At 47.0% G+C, this 23,628-nt stretch carries 17 protein-coding genes and 2 pseudogenes; all 19 read right to left on the minus strand.

All coding sequences use genetic code 11. The features are described 5' to 3' along the window. Positions 1 to 18 precede the first annotated feature (18 nt). The 19 genes and pseudogenes from ABIE48_RS14940 to ABIE48_RS15025 all read right to left on the minus strand — a co-directional run bounded on the left by ABIE48_RS14940 (position 19) and on the right by ABIE48_RS15025 (position 23,306). The gene (locus ABIE48_RS14940; RefSeq protein WP_192714068.1) at positions 19 to 2,484 is read right to left on the minus strand and encodes a PfkB family carbohydrate kinase; all 2,466 of its coding nucleotides are present in this window, start codon (positions 2,482 to 2,484) and stop codon (positions 19 to 21) included. A gap of 27 nt (positions 2,485 to 2,511) precedes the next feature. Beyond that, positions 2,512 to 4,140 carry an ABC transporter substrate-binding protein gene (locus tag ABIE48_RS14945; protein WP_192714067.1) on the minus strand — a complete coding sequence of 543 codons (1,629 nt, stop codon included), beginning with the start codon at positions 4,138 to 4,140 and terminating at the stop codon, positions 2,512 to 2,514. Between the two features lie 117 nt (positions 4,141 to 4,257). After that, complete coding sequence (locus tag ABIE48_RS14950) at positions 4,258 to 5,154, minus strand: carbohydrate ABC transporter permease (protein ID WP_192714066.1); 897 nt, start codon at positions 5,152 to 5,154, stop codon at positions 4,258 to 4,260. Between the two features lie 13 nt (positions 5,155 to 5,167). Next, positions 5,168 to 6,109 carry an ABC transporter permease gene (locus tag ABIE48_RS14955; RefSeq protein WP_192715269.1) on the minus strand — a complete coding sequence of 314 codons (942 nt, stop codon included), beginning with the start codon at positions 6,107 to 6,109 and terminating at the stop codon, positions 5,168 to 5,170. A 172-nt stretch (positions 6,110 to 6,281) separates the two neighbouring features. Beyond that, positions 6,282 to 7,251 (minus strand): annotated as a pseudogene (locus tag ABIE48_RS14960) (LacI family DNA-binding transcriptional regulator). Positions 7,252 to 7,650: 399 nt separating this feature from the next. After that, positions 7,651 to 8,109: a hypothetical protein gene (locus ABIE48_RS14965; RefSeq protein WP_145019197.1), complete on the minus strand. Its 459-nt coding sequence runs from the start codon at positions 8,107 to 8,109 to the stop codon at positions 7,651 to 7,653. 248 nt (positions 8,110 to 8,357) lie between these two features. Beyond that, positions 8,358 to 8,855, minus strand: coding sequence for an AAA family ATPase (locus tag ABIE48_RS14970; RefSeq protein WP_145019194.1), 498 nt, complete (start codon positions 8,853 to 8,855; stop codon positions 8,358 to 8,360). 404 nt (positions 8,856 to 9,259) lie between these two features. Then, complete coding sequence (locus ABIE48_RS14975) at positions 9,260 to 9,799, minus strand: GNAT family N-acetyltransferase (RefSeq protein ID WP_192714064.1); 540 nt, start codon at positions 9,797 to 9,799, stop codon at positions 9,260 to 9,262. 455 nt (positions 9,800 to 10,254) lie between these two features. Continuing rightward, on the minus strand, positions 10,255 to 10,518 hold the full coding sequence (locus ABIE48_RS14980) for a hypothetical protein (protein WP_192714063.1): 264 nt from the start codon (positions 10,516 to 10,518) through the stop codon (positions 10,255 to 10,257). A gap of 186 nt (positions 10,519 to 10,704) precedes the next feature. Next, positions 10,705 to 11,352, minus strand: coding sequence for a PsbP-related protein (locus ABIE48_RS14985; RefSeq protein ID WP_192714062.1), 648 nt, complete (start codon positions 11,350 to 11,352; stop codon positions 10,705 to 10,707). 115 nt (positions 11,353 to 11,467) lie between these two features. Next, the gene (locus ABIE48_RS14990) at positions 11,468 to 11,824 is read right to left on the minus strand and encodes an AbrB/MazE/SpoVT family DNA-binding domain-containing protein (RefSeq protein WP_192714061.1); all 357 of its coding nucleotides are present in this window, start codon (positions 11,822 to 11,824) and stop codon (positions 11,468 to 11,470) included. Positions 11,825 to 12,288: 464 nt separating this feature from the next. Then, positions 12,289 to 15,057, minus strand: a complete 2,769-nt coding sequence (locus tag ABIE48_RS14995) for an FIMAH domain-containing protein (RefSeq protein WP_192714060.1) — start codon at positions 15,055 to 15,057, stop codon at positions 12,289 to 12,291. A gap of 628 nt (positions 15,058 to 15,685) precedes the next feature. Then, positions 15,686 to 15,856, minus strand: a pseudogene (locus ABIE48_RS34465) (IS110 family transposase); the annotation flags it as partial. A gap of 147 nt (positions 15,857 to 16,003) precedes the next feature. Continuing rightward, complete coding sequence (locus tag ABIE48_RS15000; RefSeq protein WP_186327281.1) at positions 16,004 to 17,557, minus strand: response regulator; 1,554 nt, start codon at positions 17,555 to 17,557, stop codon at positions 16,004 to 16,006. 7 nt (positions 17,558 to 17,564) lie between these two features. Then, complete coding sequence (locus tag ABIE48_RS15005) at positions 17,565 to 19,331, minus strand: sensor histidine kinase (protein WP_192714059.1); 1,767 nt, start codon at positions 19,329 to 19,331, stop codon at positions 17,565 to 17,567. A 148-nt stretch (positions 19,332 to 19,479) separates the two neighbouring features. Further along, on the minus strand, positions 19,480 to 21,267 hold the full coding sequence (locus ABIE48_RS15010) for a type 2 periplasmic-binding domain-containing protein (protein WP_260866728.1): 1,788 nt from the start codon (positions 21,265 to 21,267) through the stop codon (positions 19,480 to 19,482). A gap of 157 nt (positions 21,268 to 21,424) precedes the next feature. Beyond that, complete coding sequence (locus ABIE48_RS15015) at positions 21,425 to 22,321, minus strand: carbohydrate ABC transporter permease (protein WP_105442849.1); 897 nt, start codon at positions 22,319 to 22,321, stop codon at positions 21,425 to 21,427. 27 nt (positions 22,322 to 22,348) lie between these two features. Then, the gene (locus ABIE48_RS15020) at positions 22,349 to 22,717 is read right to left on the minus strand and encodes an ABC transporter permease subunit (protein ID WP_354519178.1); all 369 of its coding nucleotides are present in this window, start codon (positions 22,715 to 22,717) and stop codon (positions 22,349 to 22,351) included. Next, the gene (locus tag ABIE48_RS15025; RefSeq protein WP_354519180.1) at positions 22,674 to 23,306 is read right to left on the minus strand and encodes a hypothetical protein; all 633 of its coding nucleotides are present in this window, start codon (positions 23,304 to 23,306) and stop codon (positions 22,674 to 22,676) included. The genes ABIE48_RS15020 and ABIE48_RS15025 overlap by 44 nt, the downstream gene beginning before the upstream one ends. Positions 23,307 to 23,628: the final 322 nt, after the last annotated feature.

Genomic DNA, 23,628 nt, shown 5'->3' on the forward strand with positions numbered 1-23,628 from the left:
GATTGTCGGGTCTTTGATTCACGCTTCCACCCTCCTTGACATCCGCTCCGTGGAGCTCTCTGGAATGTGTATGGGGTTAAGCGTATGGACCTGAAGAGAGTTCAGGACAGCCCGCCCTCCCTTGACACTAATTTCCATTTGATCTACTTGAGCATCAGGAAAAATTTGATCCGTCATGGCAATCAGACCATCATTCGCGTACACTTCGATCGCATTGCGGTCCAGCCAGATATGCAGCTTGATTTTCCCGTCCTCAGAAACCAATCGGGCGCCATGATTGCACGGAAAAGACGGATGAAAATCGGTCACTCCTGATTTCGTACGGTCAATGTACAGCCATTGGCGCTCAGGGTCATATCCGATTATCGTTTCGCTCAGCTCAGAGGTTTTCATCTTAATCTGAGTCTCGTCCCCGGAACGGACATCAATATCAGCTTCAATCTCCAACAGTTCATCCTGCATCTTTTGCATAAAAGGTGCCTCTGGCGTAATCAAAATTGAATTCCAGCTCTTCGATTCTTTTCGCAGCTGCTCCATTTCCCTAACCGGCTTTTGGGTCAGCAGGATGCCTTCGTCACGGCTGGTCAATGACAATACGCGAGGCAGTGTCATCGCTCCTCTCCAGTCTCCGGTAGGTGTCTCGTTGGCATACTTCCAGTTGCTCATCCATCCAATGATCACGCGCCGTCCATCAGCATCGGGTATATCCGACCAAGTCACCCCCGCATAATTGTCCCGGCCATAATCGAGCCATTGGATATGATCTGCAGGGTTGTCATTGATAAATGTGTCCCCATCAAACTCACCGATAAAATATTGCGTGCGTGAACCTTCCGGATAATCGGGATGATCCCCGATGCTTATAATCAGAACCCATTTGGAACGTCCGCTGCCATCAATCGGCAGTTCAAAGAGATCCGGGCATTCCCACACGCCATCATGCGAACCTTCTCCATGGCCGAATTCGCCCGTAAGCGACCATTCGAGCAAATTCTCTGATCCGTAAAACCGGACATGATCTCCCGCGACAACCGACATCACCCAACGTTCACTTTGCGAATGCCAGAACACCTTGGGATCCCGGAAGTCAATCAGATCAGGTTCGGCAAGAACCGGGTTCCCCTCATATTTATGCCACGTTCGACCTTTATCACTGCTGTAAGCCAAGCTTTGCCGCTGGCGCGGTAGCCCGGTTTTTGGGCAGGTATCTGCATGTGTAAAGATTGCTACCAATCCATGTGGCCCCTCAAATAGTCCGCTGCTGTTGTTCCAGTCAACTACACAGCAACCAGAGAAAATAGCGCCATGCTCGTCTGGGAACAGGGCGATTGGTTCATGCCGCCATTGCACCATATCTTGGCTGACAGCATGCCCCCAATGCATCGGACCCCATTTGTTACCGTAAGGGTGATGCTGGTAAAACAGGTGATATTCTCCCTCGTAATAGACCAGTCCGTTGGGATCGTTCATCCAGTGAGAAGGTGGCGAGAAATGAAACCCCGGCCTGAATCGATCATCATTTTGCTGTTTACTGAACTCAATTTTCATCATTTCCTCTTTGGTTGGCATTGACAGAAGAGCCCCCTTACGTGTTGTTACTAATGCTCCACCTGCATTTGCAAAAATCAGCATGCTGGTGATTTGCTGTCTGGTCAGTTGATTTAATGCATGATCGGTTTGAAGGATCTGATATAACAAGCAGCCCAGGAAAGCATCCCCGGCTCCAGTCGTGTCGATAACCTTCATTTGAAATCCGGGCACATATCCATCATGACCAGCGAGCCGGTAATAGCAGCCTTTTTCCGCTAAGGTAACCACGATCAATGCGATACCGAATTGCTGTTGCAGCTCCTGCGAGCCTTTTTCCACATCGGTTGTTCCTGTTATAAAGCCAAGCTCCTCCTCCGATATTTTCAGAATATCGGCATAGTTCATGCCCCAAAGAATATGTTGTTTTGCTTCTTCGTTACTCTCCCATAATGCAATCCGGATGTTCGGGTCAAACGAGAGCAGCGCTCCTGCTTCTTTGGCCTTCACGACCGCCTCTCTTGTTGCCGAACGGGCCGGCTCATGGGTCATCGATAAAGATCCAAAATGCAGTATACGGCAGTTTTGAATACGATCGAACGGGACATCCGCTGGGCACAACAATGTGTCGGCTCCCGGCCTCCGGTAGAAGCTGAACGATCGGTCTCCGTTATCATCCAAATGGACAAATGCCAGCGTCGTGTTAGCATCTGTTGTAGTCGAAAGAGCAGTCACATCAACTTCGCAGCTTAACAATGTGTGCTGAAGAAGGGATCCGAAATGATCCTCCCCTACTTTGCTAACCAGAGCCGTTTTGGCTCCTAAGCGGGATAGCGCAACCACTACATTAGCCGGTGCCCCTCCGGGGTTGCATTCGAACTGCTCGTTACCTCCCTCGCTTTGCCCTGCAGGAGTAAAATCTATCAAAACTTCCCCGATAGCAATGACATCAAGCACAGTTTCTCCCCACCTATCATTTACTTATTATTTCTTTAAATTTTCGTTATAACGATCCAGTCCGGTTTGGTAGATCTCCATCAATTCGTTTAGGCCCATTTTATCCAAAGTCTTCACATAGCTGTCCCACTGCTCATCCACGCCGCCATCGACAATAAATTTGCCTCTTTGAGTGTTCACGTATTTAATCAATTCAGGTTCAATCCGGTTGATTGTATCCAATTCTTCTGGTTTGAAGAAAATACTTGGATAGTTTTCTTTTTCCATATAAGGATCGTAGTACTTCTCCAAATCTTTTACACGCTGCTGAGCCCGAGGCTCCAGATCAACCACTTTCCCCAAATTTTCAGCAGTAATTACTCCCGGGGCCCCTGCACCTGGAGCTACCTTCTGACGGAATTCACCAGCGGAAGTACCTTCGGGTAGCGGAATGTTCACCAGTTTTCCGTTTTCGTCTTTTTTAAATACGACATCCAACGGACCCCAGTGAATTTGAGCCGCCATGTAAGGTTCATACTGTTGATCAATCCAGCGCATCGTAATTTCGGGGTAACGGTCTTCTTTAGTAATCACGAAAGCCCCACGTCCTGGACCCCCGCCATTGTTGCGACCGATCAATTGATCCCCGTTTGGACCTTTGAGCGGAGGCAGCAAAGCATAATCCTTACTCCGCTCTGCTCCGACAACCTCTTCGACTTCCCACCAGACGTAAGAGCCAAGCGTTTCGTCTGACGTTTTGCCTTTTGCCAAATATTGAGCCGCATCCTGAGTGAACGATTCGGGATCAATCAAGCCTTGTGCATACCAGTTATCATGTATATATTTCAATGCTTCCTTATATTGAGGTTGATTCGCGGTAAAGATCACTTTACCATCGCGGACGATCCGATGTTCCAGGTTATCCGGAAGCCCGAAAGCTCCGAATATGCCCGCAATGTCACTGCACCACTGCATGTGCATAAAGCTTAGTGGAATTTCATCCGATTTACCGTTGCCATTCGGATCCTGTGTTTTAAAGGCGATCAATGCCTTCGTATATTCGTCCAGCGTTTGCGGCATTTTCAAACCCAATTTGTCCAGCCACTTTTTATTGATGACGTGAAAGAAAGGATTGGTCCCAAGGTTGTTCTCTTCAAAAGACGGAAGCCCGTAGATGTGACCATCCGGCGCCGTGATCGCCGATCTGATGTCTGGACGGCTTTCTAAGAGCGCTTTCAAATTAGGTGCATATTGATCAATCAAATCCTCCAGCGGGATGAGAGTCCCGTCTTTACCGTAATTGACAAGCTCGTAATCCGTGAATCCGGCTCCATAAAATGCGTCCGGCAAATCACCGCTGGCCAACAGCAAATTTTTCTTTTCGGTGAAGTCGGTGTCCGGAATGTTATCCCACTCGATCTTTACGTTGGTTTGCTTCTCCAGTCGATTAAAAATTTCCATTTTCGAATACTCGGGCGCCAGTGCAGCTTTCGGGGATACCATCTTTAATGACACGGCATCGTTTACAATTGGAAGCCCGGTTTTGTTAAAGTTCGCATCTTGGTCCGGATTTTTCGCTTGTTGCTTTGTACCCCCGCTGCTACTCGAACAGCCGCTGATGGCAAACGCTCCGGCCAACATGAGAATCCCTGCACTTTTGAAGACAGTTTTTTTCATTGTCCATAACCTCCCTTTAGATCATTCCACAGATAAAAATCGTGCATAGTCCTTGCTAGTCTAATCTGGATAAATCAATACGGCTGCACATCCCCCCTTTCAAGCACCCTGCCAGCGTCATCCCTTGATCGATCCGATCATCACACCTTTGACAAAGTACTTTTGCAGGAAAGGATATAAAATCAGCAGCGGGAGGCTGGATACCATGATTACACCGTATTTGATAAGCTCTGTGACACGCATCTTCGCCGCATAGGACTCTACATCTAACATCATGTTGGAATTGACCTGATTCTGGACTAGAATGTTCCGCAGCACCAGTTGAAGCGGATATTTGCTTTCGTCGTTCAAATAGATCAAAGCGTCAAAGAAACCGTTCCAGAAGCCGACGACATGATAAAGTACCATTACGGCGATGATAGATTTGGACAAAGGAAGCACAATGCTCCAGAAGAATCGGGTGTTAGAGCAGCCGTCAATCGATGCAGCTTCCCACAATTCATCCGGTATGCTGGACTGGAAAAATGTCCTCACGATAATGACATTGAAAACTCCGCCCGCACCCGGGATAACAAGGGCCCAGATGGTATTTAGCATGTGAAGATCCTTAATTAACAGATAGGTTGGGATCAATCCTCCGCTAAAGAACATGGTGACCAGCAAAAACCACATAATCACCGATTTCCCAACCAGATCTTTACGAGCTAACGGATAGGCCGCAAATACCGTCACGGCTACGCCGATCAAAGTTCCTAGACCCGCATATATAATGGAGTTGGCATACCCGATCCAAATGGATGAATCGCCGAAGATTCGCTCGTATCCGTCCAGCGTAAATCCTTTTGGAAATAACCATACCTCTCCTGAATAGATGAGGTTGGGATCACTGAATGAGGCAATCAACACGAAATACAGCGGGAATAATACGAGCAGCATAATGATGGTAAGGATCACGTAGTTAATGACGTCGAACCATACATCTCCCTTGCTCTTTCTCTTTAATAATGAATTCAACATGAGCTCCCCCTTACCAAAGGCTGGTTTCCGTCATTCTTTTGGCGATTCGGTTGACGGTGAAGATCAGGATAATGTTAATTACGGAGTTGAACAGGCCTACCGCTGTGGAAAAGCTATACTGTGCTTTCTGAATTCCCATCTCATATACATAGGTTGGAATAATATTGGAGGTCGCGTAGTTCAGATCGTTTTGCATCAGAAAAGCCTTTTCAAAACCAATGCCCATAATGTTACCAAGCGCCAGAATCAGTAGAATGACAATGGTCGGCAATATGCTTGGGATATCGACGTACCATACCCGCTTCCATTTACTTGCACCATCCATTATTGCCGCCTCATGCAGCTCGGGATTAACCCCTGCGAGAGCGGCCAGGTAAATAATCGTCGAGAAGCCGGTCTCCTGCCATATCCCCGACAAGATGTACAAAGGACGGAACCAGCCTTCATCGGCCATGAACAACCTGGGTTCTCCACCAAACCAAGTAATGATGTGGTTCACGAGACCGCTGTTAGGCGATAGAAACACATTGAGCATGCCTACAAGCACAACCGTAGAAATAAAATGCGGTGCATAGATGACGGTCTGTATAAATTTCTTGTAGTTCTTACCAAGCATCTGGTTCAGCATGATCGCGATGATGATTGGAACCGGAAAACTAAAAACAAGCGACAGAAAACTGAGCGTAAGTGTATTGACCATAATCGTCCAGAAGTTATAAGAATCGAAAAACTCTATAAAGTGCTTGAAGCCAACCCACCCGCTTCCCCAGATGCCGCGACTTGGTGAAAAATCTTTAAAAGCGATTTGGACTCCATACATCGGGTAGTACTTGAATACAAGATAAATAATAATAATCGGCAGCAGAAACAGGTATAGCTCATAGTCTCGCTTGACTCGTGTCCATGTTCTCCGATTTTCCTTGATGAGGTGTTGCTGACCCCCGGACTCCATTGGATTCACTTTGATACTCCCTTTCTCCCTAAATTGCAATCTCTTTTTGAAACGTTTCCAATTTAATTGAAACGTTTCCAATTTGGCGCAAGAAATACGTCTTTCGACGTACATTCCAGTGAATGCGGTTGTTATGCATGCGATTTCGCCATTTTACAAAGTTCTTATTTTATCAAGTAGTTTCGCCAGCCCTAAATACGACGGGAAGACGGTAAACGTCCCGATGCAAAGATTCGCCCTCAATCTTTTTGTAAAGCAGTCTGATTGTCAAGCGTGCCATTTCCTCTACGGGTTGCCTGATCGTTGACAAAATCGGATGAAAGTAAGGATGATCCTGAATGCCGTCATACCCGATGACCTTTACATCCTCTGGAACGCGAATCCCCATCTTTCTTGCTCTTTCTATATATTTGGCGGCGAACATATCGGTAATGGCAAAAACGCCGTCTACATCATGATGCTTATCCAAAAATTCATCAAAATAGGCATCATCGTCCTCAACAGGGTCTGGCTTCTCGTAAACGACGTAATCGATTCCCAATGCCTTCGCTTCTTGAATGAAACCTTCCTTACGGTTCATTGTTTCGCTGAAGACGGAAGTAACGCTGCCCATAAAAGCAGGTTTTTTTTGCTCCGGCCTTAACAAGCTCCCTCAATGCCAAGCGTCCCCCTTCATAGTTATCGGACGTAACGCATGTAATATTTTTATTAAAGTGCCTGTCGATACTGATGATCGGAATGTCGTTGCTTACGCTATTTTCTATATCGTTGTACGTAATGCCGACAATGCCCGCCACTTTGTTTTGCTGAAGCATATCCAGGTAATACAGTTCCTTTTCCGGTTTGCCGCCGCTGTTGCACAGCATGAGTTTAAAGCCTTCCCGATCCAACTCATCTTCAATATAATAAGCCAGCTCAGAAAAAAAGGGGTGCCAGATACTTGGAAGCAGCAGAGCTACCATTTTGGACTTTCCGATTTTAAAATTTCGGGCAACCTCATTCGGAATATAGTTCAGCTCTTGTATGGCTTCCTCTACTTTTCTGCGTGTATCGGGTTTTACAGCTCCCGAATTGTTAATGACGCGGGACACAGTTCCTACGGCTACCCCAGCTAAAGTGGCTACATCTTTAATACTTGGCATCTTACCCCCCCATTTATTTATGAAAATCATAATAACACCAAATTGGAAACGTTTCAACTAATTTTTGTACTGAGCAAATGATGGCTTCTTGTGAACCTTCTGTAAGCTTTTCTGGCATATCTGCGTGCTCAACACGATTGATAATCCATATCAATTACGGCTAACCATACATGTTCTTGTCTTTTTCGGCAAACGATATATGTTCTTGTCGTCGGTTATTAAGCAAATATGTTTTTGTCGTTACAGCAAGCTTATCAATCACAGTATCAACTTTACTTCCTAAAGTTAACCCATAAACATTTCAGACCCTACAATCAATTTGTGATTTATTTTTCTAAGGCATCCGTACATTCAACTGAGAGCAATCAAAACGTGATATGCCTTCAAATTAATTCCTGTTCAAGGATCAATTACTGGATCCAGTTTGGTCTCCTCTAACCCTTTTATACAAGCCGACACATACTCGTCAAAGTGTTCTCCAGTATATGCAGGGAGGTTTTTATAATATCCAATCGAAATACCGTTAATAGCATGAACAACTCCATCGATACTTACAACCATTGCCCCCATCCCAGTATTCGGGCACCCTATAATGTCTCCGTAAATTGTTCTATAGGCGCTAGAGTCTGGATGACTTTCAAGTGTATCCAATACTTTAATTTCATCACTTTGAATTCCTGCTAGCCGCTTCTCTATCTCATTTACGGTGTTCTGTGTTTCTAACATTGGCTTAACCTTAGAATAAAAGGTATCTCCTTGATTATTCTTTATCGTTAAATCCGCACCCTCATCTATCATTCGATCCAATACTTCGAGAAATACATCAATGGGAATGCCTCCTCGAACGGCAAATTTCATCATACTTATCTAATCGGTAATCGAACTATGTTCTTGTCCATTACGGTAATCGGAACAAGTTCTTGTCCTCGACTCGGGACAAGAACTTGTTCCGATAAAACAAAAAAGCCGCTATAATAGCGACTCTCTATGGGACTATGTTCTTGTCCCTCGACAGTTACGTAAGTGGATGGTGCTATTCGTATCGGGGTGCACTGATGTATTGGGTTGTCCTTGAGCGCCCGTAAGTTACTGTCGTTGGCGTTCATTTACTCGATTTGACGGAGGATTTCGTCAACGACGTGCGCAATCGGTGCGGTGGCGTCGATTATAATCCCGTTTTTAGGAACGCCTTCTTTCGTTTGATGCAAGCGCGCACTAATTTCCCGTTCCTCTGGTCTGCCACCCCAGTCAGTTGGGTCCAGCGCCACTCGCTCATCAATCCGCCGGAGAGAGGTTTCCAGGTCGACCTCAAGGACAAACACGCCGTCGAAGAGGTCGATGAATTTGGGGTAATTCCGCGAACCACCGCAGAAAAATGTTACCGCCTCATCCTGATTGTCGACCAATGCTTTTACTTTATCAACATGCCAAATGTGGTGTTCGGGTTTAAAGCCATCCGTCGGGGTACCAGTTTCCGGATCGCCTTGATAAGCCAATTCACGGTCACCATGAATAGCATGGTAGCCGCGCCGCTGCAATTCGTTGCAGACCGTAGTTTTGCCAGCGCCGGAAACGCCTCCAATCAGATAATTCCTAATGCCCATGGTAGACCCTCCATTCAACTGTATAAGCACAATATATTAGATGTTTCTATCTGTCACTAAACTGCTCGTTAGCTTAATAAAGCTTCCGATCAGCATCGGCAGCCTTCTCACTGATCGTTTATTCAGCTATCGTTTCCCGTTAGCTTAATGCCTAAAGCCAGTTTAGCTTTGTAACTCCGTTTTTGCGCGCACCAGCTTATCGCATTCGGTGCTTCTTTCAACCCTGCTTAGCCACGGATTATAAAATGCTAAAAACTAAATCTGTAATGAGAATCCATATCAATCACGGTTAACCACAATGTTCTTGTCTTTTTTTTGTCGTCTTACAATATCAAAGCATTTTTAGTTTTGATTGGACACAACAAATCGCTTACGGCTGATTGGGAGCCATCGGAAACAAATGCTTATTTTCTGTAGCTTCTGTAATAAAAGTAACTATCATTTTCCATATAAAAATGGTTTTCCCCTATAGGCGTTCGTCTTTCAAGCAATTTAAATCCACATTTTTCAGCCAATTTGTTCGAGGGAACATTGGCACAATTAATTGTCAGGATTAAATACTTAACATCAGATACCTCAAAGCACCATTCTGCCAAGGCACTTATCGCTTCTCTAGTATATCCGTTCCTTTGATGTTTTTCCGACATGAAATATCCCAGTTCGATTTCATTTAGCTTCTCTTTAAGTCCCACCCCTATGCTACCAATCATCTCATCGGTGTTTGGCAAGGCAATCGCGTAGGAACGGCCAATGGAAATATCCGTATTATCCGATTGCTTTTGATACTGATCAATCAATCCATAATAATCCTTCGGATGTGCGCGTCCGTCTGCCCAATCTGGCATATAACGGTATACAGCCGATTCCCTGGCAATTGAATAAAATCTTTTAGCATCTTTTTTTTCCAATGTTCTTATAACAACATTTTGAGTTTCTATGCGCATGGCAGATACTCCTCCTAATACAAATTTTGTTCGCTGCTCATTTGTTTCCCTATTATAAATTACACACACTTGACAGGGAGGCACTTTACATTCGCTAACGGCTTTCGTCTTCAAGTCCCGTCGCCAATTCTTGTTTCAATTCTGCTGGACTCATGTGAAGTGAAGAAAAGAGCTTTTCATCGTTTGAAAAGTCATCCGTAGTATAGTTAGGCTGTGTTTCAAACAGTTTATCACACACTTTTTTGGAAAGTACGTTTATAACTAAACTATACTGCCCGTTAGCTTAATGAAGTAGCATTTGGATTACTTAGATATTCATCTAATCGGTAATCGGACTATGTTTTTGTCCTTTCAATGGGACTTTGTTCTTGTCCCCCGACATCTTTCGTCATTTCTAGATAATTTCTAAATCCAAGTATTTTTCCCACTCTCTTTTTTGAGAGTAGATAGACCCATCAAAATTCTATTTTTGCCATGCCCTTCAATTCTTTATAAATCTGTTCCTCAAATCTGTTTTTCTGTATAAAAATCATTGCAAGAGATTCTCCGCAGCTTGCTTTAATCATGTCATCAGCCGAATCATCATTTATTGTTATCACTAATGCCTCGATAACTGCTTCATTGCTATATTCACTTAGATCCATCGCAGCATCATCCCGCTCGGCATCTGAAGCACTTTTATCTAGCAATATTTCAATGAGTCCTTCCCATTGCTCCATAGAGACCCCCGAAAGTTAATGTCCTTTTTTAACTCTTTCTCTATCCCGGCGTATCTTTCAGATAACGTTCCCGTATTCACGAACCCGAGAACCTTAAGGCAGCTTCAGCTGCCGGCCGCGACGCGGTTAGGTTCGCAGGGTTGTCCGCCTGTTATAGCTAGGCGTTAACTTAATTCACCATTTATTCTACAAATTATGCTCCTTTTTAAAATCTTCAAAGCTTTGACCCTTTTCTGCATTGGGGTTAACATTGAAAGATTCAACCATTTTCTGTACCATGTTGCTCCCTCCAGAATCATATAATGATTTTTCAAAGGTTATTGACAGTGTATATAGATACTCTCCATGAGGTACAAAATATTCTGTCAAAATTACATCTTCGTCTGATGGGATATGGTGATATTCACTAATTAATACACCAGTACCATCCTTTTCATCCTCATAGCTGACTTTTTTATACTCCCCTATTTCAGGTTGAGAATCATTTGCTAACAATTCAGAAGTTGCATTAGCCGCTTCTCTAGCTGTAGCCCCCAACATTGCAACTGCAACCTGTACATTATTGTAAAAAGATCCTCCAAACGGCTTAGGGTCGAATAAGGATACCTTTATGGATTGGGATTGATTTATTAAGTCAGAATTCTGTACCCATTCACCGGGATAAGTGAAATTAAAATCTTTATCTTGATATGTTTTTATATTATTTCCAAACACCTCCGCAATTTGACTTGCTGTATTTCTACTGACTTTTGACGTCTTTTCTCCATCTACCTTACTTCCGCAGCCACTCATGCAAAGCATTAGAACACATATACATCCAATTAAGATTTTCATATAAACCTCTTTCAAAATAATCCTCTGTATTTTTTAATCATCTGGCTTATTCGGCCCTGGGAAACACCAAGTCTTTTCGCCCAGTCTTTTGGCTTTTCGTTTGGGTGTGTTTCCATTAAACTAAGGAGTTCTTCCCAGGATGTTTTAGGTTTTCTTCCTCTAACTGAATTGAAAAGTTCGGCTGCACTATTGTTTCGTTTTCTGTGGCTACCGCTATTTCTTGATCTGCTGAAAAATCGTTCAGGCATGAACCACATATAAACCTTCTCTGAAAAAATAAAAGTCCTTCCATAGATCCACGGAATATACATTGAAAAGGTTGATATCTCCGAATAATTAATCTTCCTGAATCATCATCGCAAAATATTTCAAAAGGCTCTCCGTCATTTAGACCAACCCTATCACGGAGTTCTGAAGGAACACTAATTCGCCCCAGTTCATCTACTTCTCGAACTATACCTGAGAATCTCATTAGTTGTATCACCACCCACAATTTTACTATTCATTTTTCTAATATACCACAAGAGATAAAAGATACGTCAATTCATATCACTTATTACAATTAGGCAGTCCCGCGAACACCCTCGCTGCGGGCTACCTATCACCCCCACCACTTTCCCCTCAATTTTATCGTCAGAACGTCCAGCGCTTCCGGCTTATAGAAGGTAACGGCTCCATGTTTTACTGTCGGGAATACATGGAACTCAGTACTCTAATCCGCTATCGCCGATTTCGCCACACCGCCCGACTCGATAAGATCCTTTTTTCGTAATAATCCATCCATCCCGTTTTCCTGTTCGCCGCCCGTCGGACCATGTTCTTGTCCCCCGACACTTAGCGGCTAAGTGCCAACTGAGCTCGTACAAAAAAGAGAGCATGGAAGGGTGAATTCCAGCTCTCTTCATTGGATCAACGATAATTGATCCGTTTATCTATTTAACGCCAGGATTGGATGAACGCGCGAATTACGCTTTGAACGTATATCCGGGTTCCTTCCTCGATATCTCCTTCCCCCGAACGATCCAGATGCTTCAGTGCATTCTCCAACTGATGAACCGCTTGTTCGAGGCGGCCCTCTCCATAGTGAAACAGTGCTTGACGGATTGCATTAGAAAGCTGCTTCGACAGCAGGTATTGTATCTCACCTTGATCGATTCGAGATTCGATTAATTTCGGCAGCTGATCCGGCGTGACCGTCTCCATATAGGTTATGGATGCATCATCATAATACGCCTTCGTCATCCATAACTGGGAACAGAAAAAGACCAGCCTGACGTAAGCTGCATTCTCCGGAGCAACGGTTCTCATCTCAAGCTGCTGCCATTTTCCGTTTCCTGCGGTAATTTGAAGCGAAGTCCCGCCGACTTGCTTATGGTTGGCATCATAGTAATTCAATGAAGCGAGGGTACGTCCTTCCTGCAAGTAAACCTGGAATCTCGCCGAATACGCCGTACCCGGTTTCACGGGAACGGAATCGGATGCGACCGCAACCGTTTCCGTCGTGGAAGTATCCGTTATCTTCAGGCTACTCGGCCCGCTTACGGTCTGCTCATCACTCAGCCCAAAAGACACGTTTGGCGTTATATTAAACAAGGAGCTCCAGCCCGGGATCACGCCGGAATCAAGAGGCTGGTCAAAGCTTCTGTTCAATAGAGGGAGCTCGATCGGGATGTGAACAGCTCCGCTTCCCTTCGTCACTTCGATTTTTTTAAGTAATGTATCATCTGAGTAATAGATATGCCCGTCTTCGCCAAGTGTCATCAATTGCGTTGACGAGAGCGTGACCGCAGCTTCCGGATCTTTTGGATCGACTACGGTTATCCTGCCCGCAAGCGTCGTGAACATGTAGCCGTCTTCGCTCCACCGGATGTGAACCGGACGCCATCTTCCATAATTGGATACGGACGGATAAATATTGGCGCTTTTCACGATATCCATTGTCTCCGGATCCATGGCGAAGATCGTTCCATCCGCCGCTGCCCAGAGCAATCCGTCAGGACCGATACTTAGTCCGCCAATCATGTTAGGTTGAACGGATGCACCCGGGATGGCGGGAACGAATTCTTGAAGCTTCCTTCCACTGGCGATATCCCATACAAATATTTTGGCCGCTGTCTCCGTCGGATCGATTCCAAGGCCGCCAGCTATGGTAGTCGAACCGTAAAGCTTTCCGTTGTGGACGGCAAGGCCGACGATCGACTGGTTGTGTACAACGTCCTCATAGACAGTAAATCCTTGTTCAGGACCGCGTGACGGATCATACACGGTCAGCGAGCCGCCGAGTTCTCCGTAGTCCGGAATCGCGCCAATAAACAGCTTACCTTCGCCAGACGTCATGGCGAACGGTCTGTCCTCGTGAGGAATTTTATATATCTCCTTCGGATTGACTCCATCCTGAATCGGCTGGTTCACATCCAGCTCCCGGATGTAACCTCCCGGATAAAAACCGAAGTACATTTTGTCACCGAGTGCAGCCATGCCTTCCGCCTGTCCTAAAGAGAAGGTTTCAATTTCACCTGAAATCGGGGAATATGCAGCCCCTTTCCCACCCGGATAACCGCTCATGTACAGCTTGCCGTCCGGCCCTTTCTCCAGCGTCTGAATCGGAATCGGATTACCGGAGAACGGGTAGGTAACCGACTTGACCTTCTTCGTCTCCATATTCATGTAAGCCACCGCTCCCGACCACATGACGGTAGCCAGCGATTTTCCCGGGAGCTCCGGATCGTTCGTCATCTCGACCCACGCGGTATTGCGAAGGTAGGTGGTATATTCGATTCCGGTGTCGACCGCGTCCATTGTGATGAGATCGAGCTCCATCAACCGGTTGTTCTGTACGAAATATACTTTGTTGCTGCCCGGCTCCCCAAACGATAATCGAATTCCCTTATTGTCCAAAAAGAAGGTATCACTCCAATCCCCGGCTTCCGTGTCATAGAACAGCAGAGCGTTACTCCCTCCGCTCAAGCCAGCTACGATATACTTACCTGCTGCATCAAGCTGATACACTTGCGCAGTCTCCACCGCACCACCATATGTCGGCAGCGGAATTTGTTCCTTTTCCCCCGTGTCCACGTTCACCTTTACAAGGCTTCCCTGAATACCGATACCTGCATACAGATATCCATTATGATAGGCTGTGGCCCGGGTATAACTTTGACCAGGCATTACGTTGCCGTAATCCTTCATCTCGCCGGTGGAGGGATCGTAGCGTCCAACCCTGGCATTTGGATAAGAACCGAAATATACCCGGCCCTGTTCGTCATACGTCAGTCCGTATACGACACTTTCTCCAATTCCGCCCAGGTCGCGCAGCTCCTTCGTTACAGGCGAATACGTATACAGCTTGCCGTTACCGCCAATATAGACCGTACCGTCCGGCAGGGTGATATGCGTCCAGGAGCTTTCTGTTCCTTCAAGCCTGAATTTGCGCAGCACCTCCCTGCTCACCAGATCTACCACCTGGAATATGGCCGGCTTGCCAGTTACCGTCGTATACATGACATCTCTGCCATCTTCGTTTCCGAAAGACGCGTCAAAAACAGCTACATTCTCAATCGGGGAACCGATGGAGACCGGCTCTCCGAACGCTTTGTCCACTCGTGCATCTGCCGGAGCCGCGAGCCACCATTGCGATACCATAACCAACATGAGTGAAAGAATGGATATAGCGCTTCTTTTTGCGTAAACAATCCTTTTTGACATTAATGTAATCCCCCGTTTCTTATGATGATTGAAAGCGCTTTAAATTGATTCGTCAAAGGTTGGGACTATACATCTTTAAACCTGCTCAATCTCTTGTTCCTTTGCCTGGTACAGTAAAGATCATACGTAAAACTCGATCGATGTCAGGTTACTGCTCAATCCCCCCCTCTTGATCACGGCATCACGATTGCTATCACCATGATCCTCATTTTTTTGCCATTACGGTCATTCGCTCTGTGGTTGGTTAGTTTATTGTGCAATTCACCAACTCCAAGCGAGCATCAGACTTCGTAGGCTCTTTAGTATAAAAACTGCTTTACTTTTTAGTAAAGCTACATATTTCCATAGGCTGTTGATTTTCTGCTGCTGCCACTTACCTAACCCTGCGCATGAATCTATAAAGAGGAAAAAGTTGTGTGGAAATTGCTAAATGGGTAGAAAATACATAAACGTATGAATGTACTGTCGTAGGTGATATAGTTAGATACTTCTCTTATCGGTAATCGGATCATGTTCTTGTCCATTACGGCAATCGGTACAAGTTCTTGTCCCGAGCCCAGGACAAGAACTTGTACCGATAAAACAAAAAAGCCGCTATAACTTTGTTCTTGTCCCCCATGTTTTTTCTTACGCCCTTTGATGCCTTTGCAGCTTCTCTCAAGTGCTGCAGTAACGTCTCATCTGGCACAGAAACAAGCTCATGCGGCAGTAAATTAAGGCTTAGCATTTGAATTGCGGACTTGCATTCCCAGTCCTTAAAGACCGTTAGAAACTCGGGAAAATACCGATCTATCCAGTCCAGGCTTCGCTGCTTCGATATCAAACAAGGCTTTGCCCGCGCCATTTACCTGCAGCACGCGTTTAAAAGCCTGGTTCTCCGTTAAGATCGCATCCAGGATTGCCCGCCGCTCTGTTAGCGGCCGGCACACATATACATAAGGACCCTTTATGGCCGCTGCATCAATTCCTGGTATTCACCCGGACTCAGTCCGAACTCCTGTTTAAAGATCGAGCAAAAATAAGATATGTTGGACATCCCAATGTTGCCCGCGATTTCGGATACTTTGAGCTTGGTCGTGCGAAGCAGTTCCTCGGCCTTGCTCATCCGGGTATCCACCAAGAATTGGTGAACCGTTCTTCCCGTTATTTTCTTGAACATCGTGTTCAGATGATTCGGAGAGACGAACACTTCGTCCGCCAGAACCGTCAAGCTGAGCTCGCCCGATCCATACCGCTCGTCAATCAGGCGGATGACCTTGTCGACGATATATTTATCTTTGTTGTTCATCTTCTCGTCCAGGAGATGGATGATTTCGCATACGTAATTCCGCACATAGTCGAGCATGTCTTGAAGGCGGGTCATCGCGAGAAATTGCTGGATACTCCCATTGTTCCCTCCCTGACCGTCTGCAAGCACCGAAAGCTCAATGATGAGCGAGTTCAGCAGCGCCGCGACATGGGCCCCGTTGGCATCCGTAATCAACTTGATCATGGCTTCAAGCTGCGTGTAGACTTCTTCCTTATGCAGCGCGAGCAGGTGAAGCCGGAGCTGCCGGGACATCTCTTGCCAGGCGGCGAGAAATTCCCCTGCCTGTTTGGAGAACCGAATTCTCGCCATCTCTTCCATCTCGGCGGTTATGACGCCGGCATGACCGTAAAACACCCCGTACTTGGCCGCGTTCAAAGCCTGCCGGTAAGACTTTTTCAGCATGTGGAGACTATTTGCCTTATGTCCCATCCCGATCACAGGCATATAGGGCCGCGCGTCGCTCCATTCCTTGATCAGAATCTTCGCGGCTGTCTCCGACGACACCGTGTCAGGTCCGGGGTCCGGCAGGATCACCGCCATTCCGCCAGAAAGCTCGTCGCAGCTTACGATGAAGCACGGGCTGCCGATTAGCCTTCGGACCGTTTCTTCGCGCAGGGCCGAATCCATCGGGGCAATCACCATTGCGTCGTAGAAATTAGCGCGAAGATCTTCCGCTCCGGCGAGAAGGTCATGCTCCTGCTGCTCCTGATCAATCCTGTCATGCAGCAGCTCCGAAAGCCGCTTCTCCGCCGCCATTCTCGCTCCGAATTGAAGCTTCTCCTGCAGCCTCACATGATCCTGCCTCCTGCTGCGGATAAGCTCGCATTCCTTCAGGACCCTTGCCATCGCGTTCTTCATATCTTCCTCTTCCACTGGCTTGAGCACGTAGTCGTCCACATGCAGGAAGATTGCTTCCCGGGTGTATTCAAATTCATTGTATCCCGTAAGCACGATGAAACGCACATCCGGGAGTTGCTCGCGAATGCGATTAGCCATCTCAAGCCCATTCATTCCCGGCATACGGATATCTGTAATGATGATGTCTGGCCGCAGGGTGAGCGCCTTCTCGACGCCATCCAAGCCGTTGAAAGCAGTGCCGATTATCTCGATCCCCATAGACTTCCAGTCGAGAAAATCGACCAGGCCCTCCCGTTCCCACCTTTCATCTTCTACTATCAGCAAGGTAAACAAGGGTAACTCACTCCTTCGGCAGCGTAATGACAAAGACCGTACCGATTCCCGGGCGACTGAACAATTCAAGCTTGTAGTTGTTGACATAATAACTGTTTAATCGTTCGATAATATTTTTAACCGCAAAGCCGCTTCCGCTCGTCCGGCGTACCTGTCCCTTCAACACCGCTCCAACCTGGTCCGGTGTCATGCCGACCCCGTCGTCGATGATGCGAAAGACGATGCTCTCCTCTTGCAAGCCTGCTTCGATAATGACCGTGCCGTGGCAGCATTTTGGCTCGATGCCGTGCGACAATGCGTTCTCCACTAGCGGCTGCAAAATATTTTTCGGGACCATATAAGGAAGAACATGATCGTCGATGCGGAACTCCGCATCAAACATATTCTCGAAGCGGAACTTCTGAATCTCCAGGTAAGCCTTGACCATCTCGATTTCATCCCTAACGGGTATAGCAGACTTGCCCTTGTTCAATACCAAACGGTAAAATTTGGCCAGCGAATTGGACAGATGTGCGATCTCGGACGAATGCACTTTGCGGGCCACCCAGGAAATCGTCGCTAAGGTATTGTAGAGAAAATGCGGATTGATTTGCGATTCGAGCACCCGCAGCTCCGCTTCTTTCTCCATAATGCTGCTTTTGTAGACCGTCTCGACCAGATCGTGAATGCGAGCTGTCATCAGATTAAAGCTTACCGCCATCTGGCTGAACTCGTCATTCGCTACGACGGGGACCGATACGTTCAGCGATCCTTCCCGTACTTGCTTCATCGCTTTTACGAGCACTTTCATCCGACGCAGAAGCGCATGGGTAATAAAGGTGACGACGCCGCTGAGCAGGATAAGCGAGGATACGAGGATCACGATGATCCATTTCAGCGAAAGCCTCATACTCTCGATGAATGGACTGACGGGAAAAACGCCTGTAACGTAAAGTTCCGTCCCGCCGAGCGGGACGGAAATCACAATCGATCGTACTCCCTTTATGTCCATGATTTTGTTGATCTCGGTGCCTTGCGCAGGTATCGGCAGTCCGAGCGACTTGGCGGATTCGCCTGCCAGTTGAGGCACGTTATTAGATACGATCTCACCTCGGCGGTCAACGACGAAGATGCTCCCAAAATGTTCGCTTTGCGGATTCTTTAGTCCATCGAACAGAACTTCGCGATCTACCTCGATCTCCAGGACTCCAGCCAACGCCGTACTATTGGACGAATCGATTTTTCGGTCGTAAGTGAATACCTTCTTTTGGACGCTAGGATCGAAAGTGCCGATAAAGCTTTTCTCCGTATGAAGCCCCTGCCAATCTCCCACCACCGTTGAATGGATGTACGAAGCATACCAAGGGTCTGACTGCACACGCTTCAGATGCAAGAAACTATCGTTCATCTCCGGGATCTCGTTATTGGTCATGAAGATCCGCATTGCGTGTATATAGGTGTTCTGCTGCATCAGATTACCCAAAATCGGCGCGATGTTGTATCGGTAATCGATCAATTGGAAGGGATCGCCCGAGAAAGCAGTCCCGAGGAAATTTTGAATTTTCGGATCAAAGGCAATGATTTGAGACAGGTTCTGGACCATGTCCGTTTTTTGATTCATGCTGTTCCTCATTTGCAGCACGTTCTGCATCATGAGAATTTGCCCCTGTGCGATAGCTGCATGAGAGGACTGGTAATACAGAATATAGCCCATGAACGACATCGATACCGTCAGAATGGATATAAAAGTGAGTACGAATTTGGTAGTGACGCCCAAACGTTTCAGTAGAGCCATGCAGACACACCTCATGCTTGTTCAGATGAGCTTAAATTATATCATGATTAATCGTTTATATCTTTAATCTAAAAGTTTCCCGCACCCAATCAATGGATCGGGTACGGGAAGCGACACCAGCCTTATTTTCTTCCCATCGAAGTGTGACTTATTTGTACATCGTGAATACTGTATTTTTTGTTTGCTGGACTTCCCAGTTGACGACATCGTCATAGCCGAGGCCTTTTGCCTTCTGAACCATTTGCTGCTTCAATTGGTCGAATTCACTCTGATCCTTGGCAAACATCATCTTCCAGGAGTACTCCTTGATCACCTTGCCAACCTGGGTGTGCTTCAGCTTGATATCCGAAGGCTCTTGGGCCGACGGTTGTCCGTTGAAGAACGGTTTCGTGACCGCAACCTGGTTATTCTTGACAAACAATTCCTTCGAAGTGGTCACGCCCATCGCTTCGCGCCAGCTCTTCGTCACGGGATCCGGGTTAGCGGTCAACGTCGAATTCCACAGGTTGGAATCATACGGTGCCCCGGTATTCGGATTGATCTGAGATGTGGTAAGCGTCGAATTGTTTAGCTGGGAAACACCGTTCCTCCAAGTTCCGCCGCCGTATTGCGCCGGTACCGGGGTGTCGCCGTTAGTCGTCGCCTTCTTACCGAAATCGGTCAATACCGGCTTGCCATCCTTGCCGATATCCCATGCGAGGCCTTTCGGACCGATGTTGGTTTCCTGCACGCCATCCGGCGAGAACAACCAGTCGACGAATGCCAGTACACGCGCAGGATCTTTCGCATGGGAGCCGATCGACCAGATCAATGAGCCGCCGTAAGGATTGAAGCCAGAGGAGTACACTTTCTCGTCCTGGAACGGAACAAGCACGAATCCTTTGCCTGCAGACGTATGATCCGGTGTATTATACACGTTGGAAATCCAAGGGAATTGAGAGAAGAGCACTTGGCCGTCCTTAAATTTGTTCGAAACATCGCCGAATTTCTGAGTCAGGGAATCCGGATCGAGCAGTCCCATCTGATTAGCTTTGAAGTAGAACTCGAGTCCTTGCATATAGTAGCTGTTATCATCAAGAAAACCTTGATATTCCGGCCCATCGGCTTTGGTAAGAATCATGTCCCCGGGATTGAAGGTGTCGCCTTCTGCATAGCCATAAAACTGTGCTGTAACTTTAGCCAAGGTGGACCAATCTCCATCCCAGTCGGACCACAGCGACATTCCGTACGTTTTCTTGCCGGAATCGCTCTTCGGATCCATCTCTTGCATCTTCTTCAGAATCGGCAGATAGTCGTCAAGCGTCTTGATTTGCGGGCTGCCGAGCTTCTGGTACAAATCCCAGCGGAGCATCGGTCCGAACGTCATGTCCGCCCCTTCGCTCGGGCCGTCGCCGGTGCCAACGTTATGCCCGATGCCATAAATCGCGGTGCCTCCGCCGTATTGTTTCTTGTTCGCATCAAGTGCCTGAGCGGCGTACTTCTCCAAATTTTTGCCGTATTTGTCGAGCAGGCCGTCTTTCGTCCAGTCGAGAATCATTCCTGCTTTGATCGCATTCTCATAATCCTTGCCGCCAAGTCCTACAACCAGGTCGCCGAGGTCGCCGGATGCCATCTGCGTAGCGATCATTTGAGCGCCGCCTGACAGGTTCGGTGCGACGATGTTCAGTTTGATATTAAATTTATCCTTGATCAACTTGGCGAACCAGCCCGGCTGCTCGCCGGCATAGTTGGCCAAAGTATCGAATACAGTCAAAGTCATTTCCGGTTGCTTGGACCAGTCCGTTATGATTCCGTTATCCGAAGCGCTCGCTGTTTCCGTACTGCTAGTGGCACTGGGCGAGCTCGTATTGCCCCCTCCTCCGGAACTGCATGCCGCGATAACCATCATTAGGCACACAGGAGCAGCGAGAAAGGTCCATTTTTTTTGCCTAGGCATACTGTAAAGCCTCCCTTTTCATATTAACGGCTTTTACTTTACTTTAAGGCGCGCAATGTGCGCCGAGAAATCCGGAATTAACCGATTACTCCGTTGCAATCGCTCACAACGAATGAACCACCTCCTTGAAAAAGTCAGTGCCCATCAGATCGGTACGCTACCCTTTAACCGCGCCGATCATGAGACCTTTCACAAAATACCGCTGGAAAAACGGATAGACGAGCAATGTCGGAATCACGACAATCATCGACACCGTCGACTGGATTGAAGTCGGCGTCGGCTGCAAAGCCAGATTAGCCACCGCTCCTCCCCCACTCATCGCTTGTTTCATGAGTTCGGCGACAGACAAAGCCTCGTTCAAGTATCGATACAGAATGAACTGAAGCGTGAAGAGCTTCGGATCTGTCACAAGAAACAGCGTGTCTTGGAACTGGTTCCACTGGCCGACGGCAGAGAAGATCGCGATGGTAGCCAGGATCGGCTTAATGAGCGGCATAACGATCTTCCAAAAGATCGTTAAGTGTCCCGCCCCGTCGATCTGTGCGGACTCCTGCAGGGCAATCGGCGTCGACTCTACGTACGTCTTGACCAAAATAATGAAGAATGGAGATACGATCCCAGGCAGAATATAAGCAAGGAAGTTGTTGGTTAGTCCGAGATTGCGCATCGTTAGGTACCATGGAATCAGACCGGCGTTAAAGTACATGGTTACGATAATGAATCGGTACCATATCCGGCGCCCCCACATTTGATTCTTCGTGAACAGGAACCCAAGCAAGCCGGATGCCGCAACCGTCAATGCCGTGCCAATCACGGTACGTCCGATCGATACGATTGCAGCCATTCCCAGGCCGGGAATTTGAAAAACATGCTCATAGTTGGACAGCTGGAACCCCTTCGGCCAGAACATGACCAGCCCTTTACTGCTTATGTCGTTGTTGCTGATCGTATTGATAAACAAATAATAGAACGGAAAGAAACAGGCTAATGTGAACAAGCCGAGCAGCGTGTAGTTTAAAGCGTCGAACAAGGTAAATCTTTGCCTGGTCGCCATGGGTCTCTTCTTCCTTTCTCTCTCGTCTTAGATGATGCTTTGGCCGCGGATGAGCTTGGACATGCCGTTGGCCGCGAACAGCAGGAACAGACTGACGATGGATTTCATGATGCTGACGGCGGTTGCAAACCCAAAGTTGGAGTTCCCCATGCCAATGTTATACACGTACAGATCGAGCACTTCGATATGGCTCATGTTCAAGGCATTGGCGAACACAAAATATTGCTCGAGCCCGTTATTGATAAAGTTCGCAATCGACAAAATCAGGAGCACGAAGTACGTAGGGATGATGCCTGGCACCGTCACGTGCCAGACCTGGCGGAAACGGTTCGCACCGTCTACTCTGGCCGCTTCATATAATTCCGAATCGATGCCCGTAATCGCGGCGATGTACATGATCGCGCCCCATCCGAGCCCCTTTCCACACTCCCCACAACGTCATCACGAGCCACACGTGATTGTCGTCGGCGAGGATGTTCGTCGGCGAACTAATCCAACCGAGGTTCATCAAAAAGTGATTGAGAAAGCCGTTGTTAACCGAGAACAGCATGAATGCGAAGGAATAGACCAATACCCAGCTAATAAAGTTCGGCAAAGTCGTCAAGGTCTGAACGATCCTCTTGAACTTCGAATTCCGTACCTCCGTCAGAAGAATCGCTAAGATGACGGGAAGTATCGAAGTCACGATGCCAAGTGAACTAATGGCGAACGTATTCCGCAGAACCCGGAACATCTCAACCCGTTGAACCTTATCCGATATCATTGCAGTAAACCATTGCAACCCGACGAAGTCCGTTTTCGCCAGCGGAATGCCCGGTTGATAGTCATACAGCGCGTAAATCCACCCGTAGAGAGGAAAATACGAGAATAAAAATACGAGTACAAGAAAGGGCAACGCCGTCAAGAAGAGTGTATATCTATCCTTGATTTGGAACCGCTTTCTTATAGGCGCAGAATTCGCAGTTTCTGTAAGGCTGGCACTCATCTTAATCCTCCTTGGTTTATTTATCTGTCTGACACTCATTATAATCCGGAATGAAAGCGCTATATATATCAATAACCCACTCGAATATCAAAATCTAACGAACTTCCTATAGGGTGGTTCATAAGTTGATTAGAACCCTGGAATACCATAAAGATTTTAATACTCACTTTAGGAGGAGTCATCATGGGAAACATAAGCATTCGAAGTTTGAAAGAACTTTAAGTAACAACATTGCAGGGGAATCGGGTAAAGCGAATAAACACTGAAGTGCTCTCGGCTTAAGCAGCTGAGGGCACTTTTTTATCTCCCCCAAGCTCAATCT

The organism is Paenibacillus sp. OAE614 (genome assembly GCF_040546645.1).
Taxonomy (GTDB): domain Bacteria; phylum Bacillota; class Bacilli; order Paenibacillales; family Paenibacillaceae; genus Paenibacillus_AQ; species Paenibacillus_AQ favisporus.

Excerpts from the sequence above, each read along its gene's own strand:
- ABIE48_RS14945 (WP_192714067.1), bottom strand. The coding sequence starts at position 4,140 with ATGAAAAAAACTGTCTTCAAAAGTGCAGGGATTCTCATGTTGGCCGGA.
- ABIE48_RS14955 (WP_192715269.1), bottom strand. The coding sequence starts at position 6,109 with ATGGAGTCCGGGGGTCAGCAACACCTCATCAAGGAAAATCGGAGAACA.
- ABIE48_RS14965 (WP_145019197.1), bottom strand. The coding sequence starts at position 8,109 with ATGAAATTTGCCGTTCGAGGAGGCATTCCCATTGATGTATTTCTCGAA.
- ABIE48_RS14970 (WP_145019194.1), bottom strand. The coding sequence starts at position 8,855 with ATGGGCATTAGGAATTATCTGATTGGAGGCGTTTCCGGCGCTGGCAAA.
- ABIE48_RS14975 (WP_192714064.1), bottom strand. The coding sequence starts at position 9,799 with ATGCGCATAGAAACTCAAAATGTTGTTATAAGAACATTGGAAAAAAAA.
- ABIE48_RS14980 (WP_192714063.1), bottom strand. The coding sequence starts at position 10,518 with ATGGAGCAATGGGAAGGACTCATTGAAATATTGCTAGATAAAAGTGCT.
- ABIE48_RS14985 (WP_192714062.1), bottom strand. The coding sequence starts at position 11,352 with ATGAAAATCTTAATTGGATGTATATGTGTTCTAATGCTTTGCATGAGT.
- ABIE48_RS14990 (WP_192714061.1), bottom strand. The coding sequence starts at position 11,824 with ATGAGATTCTCAGGTATAGTTCGAGAAGTAGATGAACTGGGGCGAATT.
- ABIE48_RS14995 (WP_192714060.1), bottom strand. The coding sequence starts at position 15,057 with ATGTCAAAAAGGATTGTTTACGCAAAAAGAAGCGCTATATCCATTCTT.
- ABIE48_RS15005 (WP_192714059.1), bottom strand. The coding sequence starts at position 19,331 with ATGGCTCTACTGAAACGTTTGGGCGTCACTACCAAATTCGTACTCACT.
- ABIE48_RS15010 (WP_260866728.1), bottom strand. The coding sequence starts at position 21,267 with ATGCCTAGGCAAAAAAAATGGACCTTTCTCGCTGCTCCTGTGTGCCTA.
- ABIE48_RS15015 (WP_105442849.1), bottom strand. The coding sequence starts at position 22,321 with ATGGCGACCAGGCAAAGATTTACCTTGTTCGACGCTTTAAACTACACG.
- ABIE48_RS15020 (WP_354519178.1), bottom strand. The coding sequence starts at position 22,717 with ATGTACATCGCCGCGATTACGGGCATCGATTCGGAATTATATGAAGCG.
- ABIE48_RS15025 (WP_354519180.1), bottom strand. The coding sequence starts at position 23,306 with ATGAGTGCCAGCCTTACAGAAACTGCGAATTCTGCGCCTATAAGAAAG.